Annotated in this window: 10 protein-coding genes and 1 pseudogene; 8 read left to right on the top strand and 3 right to left on the bottom strand. The window is 32.9% G+C overall.

Annotation, left to right across the window (positions count from 1 at the left end; genetic code table 11):
- The first annotated feature begins 149 nt into the window (after positions 1 to 149).
- The 4 genes from BIY23_RS03430 (at position 150) to BIY23_RS03415 (ending at position 4,261) form a co-directional block, all read left to right on the top strand.
- Entirely contained in the window at positions 150 to 1,634 is a 1,485-nt protein-coding gene (locus tag BIY23_RS03430; RefSeq protein ID WP_070065144.1) for a YifB family Mg chelatase-like AAA ATPase, read from the top strand.
- Between the two features lie 87 nt (positions 1,635 to 1,721).
- Positions 1,722 to 2,234, top strand: a complete 513-nt coding sequence (locus BIY23_RS03425; RefSeq protein ID WP_070065143.1) for a hypothetical protein — start codon at positions 1,722 to 1,724, stop codon at positions 2,232 to 2,234.
- 213 nt (positions 2,235 to 2,447) lie between these two features.
- A complete protein-coding gene (prmC, locus tag BIY23_RS03420; protein ID WP_315940526.1) occupies positions 2,448 to 3,254 on the top strand; it encodes a peptide chain release factor N(5)-glutamine methyltransferase in 807 nt (268 codons plus the stop codon).
- Between the two features lie 11 nt (positions 3,255 to 3,265).
- The gene (locus BIY23_RS03415) at positions 3,266 to 4,261 is read left to right on the top strand and encodes an aspartate-semialdehyde dehydrogenase (RefSeq protein WP_070065141.1); all 996 of its coding nucleotides are present in this window, start codon (positions 3,266 to 3,268) and stop codon (positions 4,259 to 4,261) included.
- Between the two features lie 199 nt (positions 4,262 to 4,460).
- Here BIY23_RS03415 and BIY23_RS05530 read toward each other — a convergent pair.
- Both BIY23_RS05530 and gyrA read right to left on the bottom strand, forming a co-directional pair.
- A pseudogene (locus BIY23_RS05530) lies at positions 4,461 to 5,120 on the bottom strand (transposase family protein); the annotation flags it as partial.
- Between the two features lie 213 nt (positions 5,121 to 5,333).
- On the bottom strand, positions 5,334 to 7,994 hold the full coding sequence (gene gyrA, locus BIY23_RS03405) for a DNA topoisomerase (ATP-hydrolyzing) subunit A (RefSeq protein WP_070065139.1): 2,661 nt from the start codon (positions 7,992 to 7,994) through the stop codon (positions 5,334 to 5,336).
- 154 nt (positions 7,995 to 8,148) lie between these two features.
- Here gyrA and BIY23_RS03400 point away from each other — a divergent pair, with 154 nt between their 5' ends.
- From BIY23_RS03400 to BIY23_RS03385, 4 genes are all read left to right on the top strand, one after another.
- The gene (locus BIY23_RS03400) at positions 8,149 to 9,039 is read left to right on the top strand and encodes a D-alanine--D-alanine ligase (RefSeq protein WP_070065138.1); all 891 of its coding nucleotides are present in this window, start codon (positions 8,149 to 8,151) and stop codon (positions 9,037 to 9,039) included.
- 50 nt (positions 9,040 to 9,089) lie between these two features.
- Positions 9,090 to 9,422, top strand: a complete 333-nt coding sequence (locus tag BIY23_RS03395; RefSeq protein ID WP_070065137.1) for a cell division protein FtsQ/DivIB — start codon at positions 9,090 to 9,092, stop codon at positions 9,420 to 9,422.
- Positions 9,423 to 9,639: 217 nt separating this feature from the next.
- On the top strand, positions 9,640 to 10,041 hold the full coding sequence (locus BIY23_RS03390) for a POT-type proton-dependent oligopeptide transporter (RefSeq protein WP_081326542.1): 402 nt from the start codon (positions 9,640 to 9,642) through the stop codon (positions 10,039 to 10,041).
- Between the two features lie 462 nt (positions 10,042 to 10,503).
- Positions 10,504 to 11,211 (top strand): pyridoxine 5'-phosphate synthase, encoded by a 708-nt coding sequence (locus BIY23_RS03385; protein WP_070065135.1) that lies wholly within the window; start codon positions 10,504 to 10,506, stop codon positions 11,209 to 11,211.
- On the opposite strand, the gene BIY23_RS03380 is transcribed toward BIY23_RS03385, so the two are convergent.
- Positions 11,204 to 11,500, bottom strand: coding sequence for an HU family DNA-binding protein (locus tag BIY23_RS03380; protein ID WP_070065134.1), 297 nt, complete (start codon positions 11,498 to 11,500; stop codon positions 11,204 to 11,206). The genes BIY23_RS03385 and BIY23_RS03380 overlap by 8 nt on opposite strands.
- Positions 11,501 to 11,692: the final 192 nt, after the last annotated feature.

Here is an 11,692-nt window from a genome sequence, read left to right as displayed (position 1 = left end):
GAAAGGGAGAAAGTTAGAAAAAATTGAAGTTGCGAGAAAGCTTCTTAAAACAAAAGAAATATCTATTGAATCAATAGCCCGCATTACAGATTTAACAATTGAGACAATTAAAAATTTGATGTAAGAATAATAAGGGAAGTTATGTCTATATGCTTGCAAATGTAAACACTGTTGCACTTCGAGGAATTAATACAGTCAGTGTTGATGCACAGATTCACATGGTAAATGGGATTCCGGCATTTAATATTGTTGGGCTTCCAGATAAAACTGTTGCAGAATCTAAAGAACGTATAAGAGCAGCTTTAAATTCGATTAATTTAATGATACCACCAAAAAGAATTACTGTTAATCTTGCACCTGCAGATTTATTGAAAGAAGGTAGTCATTATGACTTAGCTATTGCTATGGGGATACTGATTATTATGAATATAATAACAATTGAAAACATTAATTCGTATATTGTTATGGGTGAACTCGCTCTTGATGGTAGAGTTATGAAGGTTTCAGGAGTATTGCCTGCAACAATTCATGCAAAGCAGATGGATAAAGGAGTAATTTGTCCTAGAGAGAATGGTGCAGAGGCAGCATGGATAAAATGTAATTCTATTTTGGCTCTAGATAAATTAACTGACATTATTCAGCACTTTAAAGGTGAGCGATCAATCCAACCTGTAGTTTTGAGTGTACCTAAAGAGAGAAGATCAATTGAAGATATAAAAGATATACATGGTCACGTTGTAGCGAAGAGAGCAGCTGAAATTGCAGCTGCAGGTGGCCATAATCTGCTTTTGGTTGGATCACCAGGAACAGGTAAATCAATGCTTGCTAAACGGTTTATTGGGCTTCTACCAGATTTAAATGAAAAAGAGCTAATAGATGTTAATATAATTTCTAGTATTACTGGAATTGATAATGGAATAACACGTCCTTTTCGTGAACCACATCACTCGTGCTCTATACCAGCAATAATTGGTGGTGGAAAAAATGCAAGACCTGGAGAAGTTACTATGGCGCATAACGGGGTATTGTTTCTGGATGAGTTACCTGAATTTCCAAGATCTGTGCTTGATTCCTTACGTCAACCATTAGAGAATAGACATGTTACTATTGCAAGAGCTAATGCACACATAACTTACCCTGCAAATTTTCAACTTATAGCTGCAATGAATCCATGCAGGTGTGGCTATTTAAACGATCCAAATAGGGTATGTCATAGAGCTCCAAGATGTGGGGCAGATTATAGAAATAAAATATCAGGTCCACTTCTTGACAGAATAGATATATGTGTTGAAATGCCTAATGTCAGCATAGAAATATCTGTGGAAAGAGAGAGTACAGCAACTATAAGAGAAAGAGTTATAAGAGCAAGAACACTCCAACTAGCACGTTATGAAAATTTGAATGTCAGTTGTAATGCAGAAATCAGTGGTGATCTGCTCAACGAGTTTGCTCAACCTGATCAAGCAGGATTAGAATTATTAAAGCATGTTTTAAAGGAAAATCATATATCCAATAGGGGCTACACACGTGTATTAAGAGTTGCACGGACAATAGCAGATCTCGCACAGAATAAAAAGGTTACAAGAGCACACATTGCTGAAACTTTAAATTATAGAGTAAGATTATATAAATAAGAGTTAACAGGTTGACATGCAAATTGATTGTTTATATAATTTAGTAATGTAGTGAGGATTATTTGGGTTATTTTATAAGAGGAAAATATGGGTATTAAAAAGAAGATTCAAGATACGTATAATGATACATACGACTTGGTAGGAAAGCACAAAATAATGGCATCTCTTGCGTGTGTTGCTGTTGTTGGTCTTATGTATGTTGCTGCATATAAGAACTTTCCATCTTTTAGAGTGAGAATTGATAATGCTCTTACTATGGGTAGTAAAACGCTGAGTAGTATATATACGTCTGCTGCAAGTAATCCTTATACTGCCGCTGTCATTTACTTGGGAATTATAGCAGCTATTGCATCTGCTGTTTATTTTTATTATAGACCACATAAACAGATCTTGGATCGTGTCAAGGAGCAAATATTTGCTCATGATAATAATGGAAACATTATTTATAACGATGATGGTAAGCTTAACGTTAAGGAAAATATTGCTCAATATATAAGAGAAGGTGAAAAGCACGACAGCATTATAGAAGTGATAGTGTGTGAAATTGCAGGGGCTTGTACATCAGAAAAGTTTGAAATACCTCCTGCTCCTACAAGATAGTAGTACAGTAAAATTTTGTCTATGTGTAAGGTAGATAATAATATAAAATAGAATAGGGGGGCATAGTCTATGCCCCTATTCTATTTTCTTGTATCAACTGTTATGTAAAATATGAGGTATTGTTGTGTTTAAGCTTGATACTTGCTTATTTTACAAGCAGAGTGCTGTACAGGCTAAGATGTCAAAATAGTGCAGGCTGTGATTTACAAAGGGGTGAAGTTTTTATCCTTATATGGCATTGATGCTCCATATCTTACCTCTGAAATAGTAATGCAGCATGTACTGGGGGTAGAAATATCTTTCATAGTTGCTAATCCTACTTATCCTGTGCCAATATCTAAGGAATCAGAATTTTGGCAATTACTAAATAAAAGAGCGAAGGGATATCCTTTATCACATATAATAGGTAAACGTGAATTTTGGAGTAATGATTTTATAGTTAATCAAGATGTTTTAGATCCTAGGCCAGATAGTGAGACAATTATTGAGACTGTATTAAAATATTATACAAATAAAAAACAAAGGTTAAAAATTGCAGATTTCGGTACTGGTACAGGATGCTTACTTACAGTTTTGTTAAAGGAATATCAATATTCAGTAGGTATTGGGTTTGAAAAGAGTTTTAAGGCGTGTAGAATTGCTTATCAAAATTTAAAGAGACATAATTTATTGAATAGGGCTCGTTTATTTTCAAGCTCATGGACAAAATGTCACATGCAATTTGATCTAATAGTGAGTAATCCTCCTTATATCAAAAGAAGTAAATTAAAATTTTTACAAGATGAGGTACAAAAAGAACCAAACATTGCTTTAGATGGAGGGATAAATGGGTTAGAATGTTATACTAGTATCTTTGTAATGTTGCAGAAGTGTTTAAAGAAAAATTGTTTTGCCATATTAGAAATAGGGGAAGACCAGAGTGGTATCGACAAATTAGTTCGTTCATATGGTTTGGCATTTCTGGAATATGTATATGACTTATCAGGAATGAAAAGATGTGTAGTTATAAAACATGTATAATAATATAGAGTATGGGATATAAAATTGCTGTTATCGGATCAAATGAAAAGATAGGATATGAAATATTAAATACACTAGCTGAATTTCAAGAAGCAAAAAGGATTATTGTAGATTCCATTGTGCCACTTGCATCAAAGGAATCAGTAGGGAAGAAGATAAGTTTTGGTAACAAAGAATTATCTATATTAAATTTTACAGATTATAATTTTGCTAATATTAATGTGGCTATTTTCTGTGCTAGTGCTTATCTATCTACACCTATTGCAATGGCAGCGGGGTCTCTTGTTATAGATAGTACTTCTTATCTTAAAATACAGGAAGATGTGCCATTAATTATTACAGAGATAAATCATGAAAAAATTAGAGGTCATAACTTAATATTAAATCCAAGCTCTATTACAATACAAATGCTGCTCGCACTTAATCCATTACATAAATATGCAAAAGTAAAGAGAATCACTGTGTCAACTTACCAATCAACTGCTGGTGCAGGGAAGGCAGCTATGGATGAGCTTTATATCCAAACAAAAAAAATGTTTATGAATGAGGATAAAAAACCTGAAATATTCTCTAAACAGATAGCTTTTAACTGTATTCCGCAGGTAGGAGACTTTACAGAAGATGGCCACACAGAGGAAGAATTGCAAATAGCGGAAGAGACAAAGAAAATTTTAGGGAGAGATATTCAGGTTGTCGTTACTTGTGTGAGAGTACCAGTTTTTATTGGTAATGCTGTATCGGTTAACATTGAATTTCATAGTCCTATCACAGTGGAATTAGCGTATAAAATATTGCGTGAAGCTGAAGATAATGGTGTCTTGGTATATGATCAACGTGAAGATGGTGGATACATGACTCAGATTGATGTTGTACAGGAAAATGTTGTGTACGTATCACGTGTTAGAAAAGACCAAACTGTTAAACATGGACTAAGTCTATGGATAGTTGCTGATAACTTGCAAGCATTAAATATAGCACATATCTTAGAGCATAAGTCAAAAATGTAATGCTTTGTGTTATAAGACACTATCTTTCAAGACTACAGAAGAGTTAAGTCTTATTACAGAAACAGTTAATAAATCAGGCAAAATTGTTAAAACAGTTTAAAGAATTTGTACAGATGAAAGAATAGAGTTCTTTCCAAATCTCATTTCAGAGTTCATATCCAGCGATCAAATTCAATCTAAGGCCAAATCGCTTTCATCAATTTCGATATTTGTCAGAAAAAACGTTTTAACATCCCAATAATGTTTTCATTAAGTGCAGATTGACCAGATAAATTTCTATTTGCTTTCTTCTCTTCCTTTGGTAGCGGATGTTTTTTGTTTTTTTCTTTGGCAATTGGCTATAGCTATGGATTTTATACAATCCCTGATATCCTGTATCTGCTAGTCCTGTTCTGAAACCTTCGCTTCCTTTACAACTTGGCTTTTTAACGTGTGACTTTTCTTTCTTCCATAGTAAAAATAGCGCTGGTTTTTTTAGGCCGTTGAATCGGTGTTTCCTTAACATCACCTAACACAACTTCATACTCCATATCACTTTTTAATAATGCTTTTCGTCCTGGCAAAACAAATAGCTTGCTTTTTATCAGTGTATCTTTAACCCAACGAATAAGTTTATAGGCGTATCCTTCGCTAATGCCATAACTTTTACCAATGTGGAAATATGTGCGATATTCTCTTAAATATTCTAAGCAAGATTTCTTCTATTCCTAGTTTATTATTTTTACGGCATCCTCGTTCTTTCTTTTTATCTCGTGATTGCTTGTAGCACTTTAACCATGTCTTCAAATGTTGATTTCTTTATCCCTATTAAACGACAAAACTCCTCTGTTGATAATTGATTGACTGCTTCCCATTTCATTAAAATCCTTCCATCCCATGACTTATATAGACATGACTTATATAGAAACGATTTTACTAATGTGTTGGAAAAAACTCTATTGTAGTCTTTGGTTTAATAGGTGTATTGTTTTTGGGCGGGGAATTATATGTTATGGCATTAGTAGGTATCTTAACCAAACTAATGTAGAATCTGTATGTGAGAAAGTAGGTGCTGTTACCAAATAAAAATTTTTTAAGGTATACCAGCTTCTTCCTCTGTATGTTCTTCAATTTTCGCAACTGAGACTACTTTGTCTCCATTTTCCGTTTTAAAGAGCGTTACTCCTTGTGTACTGCGTCCTGTAATTCTTATGTCATTGACTGAAATACGGATTAATTTCCCTTTATCAGTAATAAGCATTATGTTATCATCTTGCTCTACAGGGAAGCTAGCAACAACATTACCATTTCTGCTGGTAGTTAATATATTAGTAATACCAACACCACCCCTACCGGTAGTTCTATATTCATATGCAGAACTGCGCTTGCCAAAACCATTTTCAGTAATAGTTAATATAAATTCCTCGTTTTTTGCGAGATTTAAGAACACCTGACCATCTATTTCTAAGTGATTTAAAGTTTTAGGATCTATAGCACTATATCCCAGTCTTTTTTTGAGTGGTATTTTTAAATATTGCTCTTTTGTTTCTGTATCTATATCTATCCCATTTAAAATTGTCATTGAGATCACATAGTCATTTTTTGCAAGCTTAATACCCCTAACTCCATCTGAGTTTCTACTTTTAAATTGTCGTACTTCTTTTACATTGAATCTTATGCTTTTTCCGCATTTAGTTGAAAGTAGTATATGATCATTTTCATCACATACTTTCACTGATATCAATTTATCTTCTGGATCTAATTTTATAGCTATTTTCCCATTACTTGGTATGTAACCAAAATCTGCTAAAGAGTTACGTCTTATGTTGCCATGAGCAGTAGAAAAAACGATGTTAAGATTTTCATTATTTTCGTTAGGTAATGTCATAATATTAGTAATGGTCTCTTTTTCACCTAGAGGAAAGATATTTACTAATGCTCTGCCACGTGCTGTGGGCTCTGCTAGAGGTAATTTATAAACTTTTAATCTATAGACTTTACCTACATTCGAAAAGAATAAAACATTAGTATGAGTATTACCTACAAATAACTTAGTAATTACATCCTCTTCTTTTAATCCTTGACCTAATTTACCTTTTCCTCCACGACGTTGAGTACGATAATGAGAAAGTTTTACACGTTTGATATAACCATTCATAGTGACTGTAATGACCATATCTTCTTGTGGAATCAGGTCTTCAGCTTCAATGTCTATATCTGATTCTTCGATTGAAGTTTTTCGTGGTATAGCAAATCTATTTTTTATTTCTTGTAATTTGTTTTTTATCTCTTTCATTAACTTTTCTTCTGAGCCAAGAAACTCAATGTATGCTTTTATAGAATCAAGCATTGAGCTTAGTTCAACTTCTAGTTTATCTTTTTCAAGTGCTGTTAAACGCTGTAATTTAATGTCTAGAATGGCTTTTGCTTGCAGCTCTGTTAGTTTATATATACCGTCTCTTAGGAAACTTGTACTATCTGAAATTAATGTAATTATGTTCTGTATTTCGGATGATGTGTTCCATTCTTTCTCTAAGAGTATATTACAAGCTTCTGCTGGATCTTTTGAATTACGGATAACTTTTATTACTTCATCTATATTTATAACTGCTATATAAAGGCCTATATATATGTGTGCTTTTTCTCTTATCTTTCTTAACCGAAACTCTGTTCTTCTTAATAAGACTTCTTTTCTAAAATTAATAAAAGCGGCTATAATTTCTTTTAATGGCATTAAAAGTGGTCTATTATTATGAAGCACTAATGTGTTAACACTAAAGCTGCTTCTTAATGGAGTAAGTCCTAATATTTGATTTAATATAAAATCCGTGCTAACATTTTTTCTTAATTCAATTACAACTCTAATACCTGATTTATCAGATTCATCTCTAATTTCAGTGATCCCATCAATTTTCTTTTCTTTTACGAGTTCACCTATTTTTTCTATTAACTTTACTTTGTTTACTTGATAGGGTATCTCATCGATAATTATTGCCTGCCTATCTTGTGGTAAATCTTCTATGTGAGTTTTACCTTGCAAAATTATCGAGCCTCGTCCTGTTGCAAATGCTGATCTAATGCCAGCCCTTCCAAGCATAACTCCTCCTGTAGGAAAATCCGGTCCTGGTATGGCTTTAATTAAATCATCTAATGTCACCTCATTGTTTTCTATATATAAGATGCATGCGTCAATAATCTCACCTAGATTGTGAGACGGTATATTAGTAGCCATACCTACTGCAACACCACTTGCACCATTGGCTAATAAATTTGGAAATTCTGCTGGTAATACGACCGGTTCAGTTTCATTTCCATCATAATTTGGTCTGAAATCTACAGTATCCTCATCTATATCATTTAACAGAAAATGTGATAATTTCTGTAATCTTGCTTCTGTATATCGCATTGAAGCAGGAGGATCTCCATCAATTGATCCAAAGTTACCTTGTCCATCTATCAGTGGCAGTAGGAGAGAGAAATCCTGTGCCATTCTCACTAAGGAGTCATAAATTGTTGCGTCGCCATGTGGGTGATATTTACCCATTACGTCACCAAGAATTCTTGCTGCTTTTTTATAGGGTTTACCAGCATCATATCCAGCCTTTGACATTGCATATAATATACGTCTGTGAACAGGTTTAAACCCATCGCGCACATCTGGTATGGCACGGCTAATAATAACGCTCATTGCGTAGGAAAGGTAAGAGTCTTCTAGCTCTTTTACTATCGAGACTGGTATGATATTATCTTGCATTTTAGTGATGATAAACTATCGTAAGTTTAACAGCTATTAGTCAACAAGTAAAGGGCGGCTGTTTTATCTTTCCAAATATTTTATTATAATCAATGGATGGTTATACTAACAAGAAAAACTAGTTATATAGCTTATTTAAAATTAATAGTATTATATGTCTAATACCATAGCAGTTTTAAGTGGTGGATTTTCATTGGAAAGGGAAGTATCACTGAATAGTGGTAAAGTCATAAAACAAGCTCTGGATGAATTATCATATAATGCAATAGAGATAGATGTTAACGAAAACATTGCACAAAAGCTTATGGAAATCAATCCTGATCTTGCGTTTATCGCCTTACATGGTCCATATGGAGAAGATGGATGTATACAAGGGTTACTAGAAATATTAGGGATACAGTATACCCATTCTGGAGTTATGGCTTCTTCCATTGCGATGAACAAAGTAATGTCAAAACATTTATTTGCTTCGTTAGATATTGATACTCCAATAGGTTATGTAGTAAGTAAAAAGCAGATAATGACTAAGAGTGGCATCTGTATGGATTATCCTTATGTCTTAAAACCAATTAATGAGGGTTCAAGCATAGGGGTATATATTATATTTTCAGACGATGATTTTCAAAATATTTCAGTAAGAGATCAAATGATTATAGAGGAGTATATTCCTGGTATAGAATTACATACAGCTGTGTTGCTTGATAAGGCAATTGGTACTATAGAGGTACGAACAAAAAATAAATTTTATGATTATGAAGCAAAATACACAAGTGGATTATCAGAACGTATATTTCCTCCTGAAATTCCCGACGACATATACAATATGACCTTACACAATGCATTAAAAGTACATAAATTTTTAGGGTGTAGAACTATTTCTCGTTCAGATTTTCTCTATAACCCTAAAAATCATACTTTAAAGATGTTAGAAATTAATACTCATCCAGGATTTACGCAGCTATCTATGGTACCAGAGATAGCGAGACTTGCTAATGGCATGGGAATAAATGAGCTCGTCAAAATAATTGTTGAAGATAGTGTATAATGCCAACTAGAAGTCGAATATGTTTTCTTCGTAAGTGTGCTTTCATCGTTATGATGTCACTTTTTGTAACATTAATAGTATATAGTTCGTTTGATAAAATCATCTATAGATATCATTCTTATATAGATCAATGTAATCGATACATTTCTAATTTTCTTTTAAACAATGGATTTTCTATTAATGAAGTAATTATTACTGGTAATTATTTTATAAATAGGGAAAGCATATTAGATCTTATAGATAGAAAACAACCTATACTGTATGTACGGCTTGCTAAATTAGCAAGTGAAATAAAATTAAAAAACAAATGGATAAAAAATATAAGCATTTATAGGATTTTACCTAACATTCTACATATTGATATAGATGAATATAACACATGATTCATGTCTATTCGCTTTTAATGTGTATTGCCAGCAGATCTAATTTAGTGTAAGACAATGTTCTATAAAAAATTATAGTGAGGCTTTTATGGATAGAATGGTGAAATTTCCTAAATTTTTGGTATTATTGCTTTTTGTTGAAATGTGGGAACGTTTCAGCTATTACGGAATGAATGTTCTTTTGGTACTTTTTTAACTTCTAGTCTAGGTTACTCAGATCCAAAAGCTTAGCAACGAAGTGTTTGGTATAACAATTCCATCTGCTGTTTCTCAGTCAATAAATCCAATTTTCATAATAATATTTGGCATTCTACTTGGAGCATACAGTAAATTTAGTAGAGATCATGCCACCATCAAATTTGTTCTTGGCATTTTGACTATGCTTATATGTTTCTTTATTCTATATATAGGATGCTTAAATGCAAATATGGAAGGAAAGGTAAACTATATGTATTTAATAACTTCTATTGCGCTGATGGGTCTGGGAGAGCTACTCATAGCACCACTAGTGAAAGAACAAGCAACCATACTTGCTCCAAAGCATATTAGGGGTTTAGTAATGGGCATAATATTATTGGCTGTTTTTATTATGATTGGAAGTCCTGTAGGTTTAGTCTAGCAGATTGTGGATATATGGTAATGAATCATTGAAGGTAAAATTAGACCTTTTGCGAAATTAATGCTTAGAAGATTTTCTGGGTCCAAAAAACTATTAAGTTGGATAGCCTTKAAAACAAGAAAAATTTTATCAAAAAGACACATTTTTACTCTTTTGCAATAATTTTCTGTTCGCAAAAGATCTATTATTGTAGATCTGGCGTCACAGACCATTTTATAAGTGACATTGTAGTAATATCTAGACAAAACACATTATCAGATTTAAAATTTGATAAGAACATACTGAAGCGTCAAACTCAGCTCAGTGAGCAGATTTATTCATTTGCATTTATGGAGCAGAGAAGGTGAATGGTATTACGATAAAGCTTTTCAAAGATAATCCTGATAAAACGTGGAATCTATTTGCAAGGTTAGATGATATAGATATGCGTCTGAGTAATAAAGTTTCTGTTAAAAGGTAATAATGGAGTTAGGTGTTAATATAGATCATATTGCAACTATCCGTAATGCACGTGGGACTTTATATCCAGATCTTGTTAATGCTGCTCAAATAGCTATTGATGCAGGGGCAGACTTTATTACCATTCATTTAAGAGAAGATAGAAGGCATATTAAAGATAAAGATTTGTATGATCTTAAATCTGGTATTCAGGTCAGATTAAATCTTGAAATTGCTGCAACAAAAGAAATGCTTGATATAGCAAAAGAGATAAAACCCTATTCTATTTGCATTGTACCGGAAAAACGAGAAGAGTTAACTACAGAAGGTGGTCTATGTATTAATAGTATGCGTGACAAATTACTTAATATAGTAGAGGAAATGCATAACCATAACGTTAAAGTCTCATTATTTATTGATCCAGATTTTGAACAGCTAAAATACCTTAAAGAATTAGAACTGAAACCAGATATAATAGAGCTCCATACCGGAAACTATTGCAACAATCCATCAGAAACAAACTTTAAGCTCATTATTGATTCAGCACAATGTATTAATGCGTTGGCAATAGAATGCCATGCTGGGCATGGCATTACATACGAACACGCTAAAAAAGTAAGACAGGTACCATATATTTCAGCTCTTAATATAGGCCACTATTTAATAAGTGAAGCAGTGCTTCATGGCTTATATAGTGCAGTAAAAGTAATGAAAACAATTATAACTAATTAACTACATCATTTAAAACATCTAATAGAGATTGACTTGCTTTAAATTTCACCCTCACTTTTGGAGGGACAGTCATTGTTTCTCCACTTTGAGGGTTACGACATAATTTTTCTTTGCTAACAATAGTATATATTGTGCCTACTCCATGTAAACGTATATGGCCTTTTTGTAGCGCTTTTGTTATCATTTGCATGAAAACTTTATACATTTTATTTAGCTCAGACTTTGTAGTCTTTATACCTTGAGAGGCATGCTCTTCCAGAACATGCTTTACAAACTCTTCTTTATTCATAAATTACCTTATATTAAAATGACCACACAGATAGGATATTACGTTAATAGCGATAGTCAACTAAATTTATTTTATTTAAGGCTATATGGCACTATTTTAGCATAAGTATTATTCCATCTTTTTTGTTGGTATCTTTTTAAGATGTAGCTACTCTGACAAAGGCCTAACTGAAGGGAAGATAAGATCAAAAAC

Source organism: Wolbachia pipientis, from assembly GCF_001752665.1.
Classification (GTDB): Bacteria; Pseudomonadota; Alphaproteobacteria; order Rickettsiales; family Anaplasmataceae; genus Wolbachia; species Wolbachia pipientis_A.
Note: the sequence above shows the minus strand (reverse complement) of the source record. Positions and strands in the feature narration are given on the sequence as shown.

Bases quoted from the DNA above. Each gene is read 5' to 3' on its own strand.
- BIY23_RS03380 (WP_070065134.1), bottom strand. From the start codon at position 11,500: ATGAATAAAGAAGAGTTTGTAAAGCATGTTCTGGAAGAGCATGCCTCT.
- gyrA (WP_070065139.1), bottom strand. From the start codon at position 7,994: ATGCAAGATAATATCATACCAGTCTCGATAGTAAAAGAGCTAGAAGAC.
- BIY23_RS03395 (WP_070065137.1), top strand. From the start codon at position 9,090: ATGATGTCACTTTTTGTAACATTAATAGTATATAGTTCGTTTGATAAA.
- BIY23_RS03415 (WP_070065141.1), top strand. From the start codon at position 3,266: ATGGGATATAAAATTGCTGTTATCGGATCAAATGAAAAGATAGGATAT.
- BIY23_RS03400 (WP_070065138.1), top strand. From the start codon at position 8,149: ATGTCTAATACCATAGCAGTTTTAAGTGGTGGATTTTCATTGGAAAGG.
- BIY23_RS03425 (WP_070065143.1), top strand. From the start codon at position 1,722: ATGGGTATTAAAAAGAAGATTCAAGATACGTATAATGATACATACGAC.
- BIY23_RS03430 (WP_070065144.1), top strand. From the start codon at position 150: ATGCTTGCAAATGTAAACACTGTTGCACTTCGAGGAATTAATACAGTC.
- BIY23_RS03385 (WP_070065135.1), top strand. From the start codon at position 10,504: ATGGAGTTAGGTGTTAATATAGATCATATTGCAACTATCCGTAATGCA.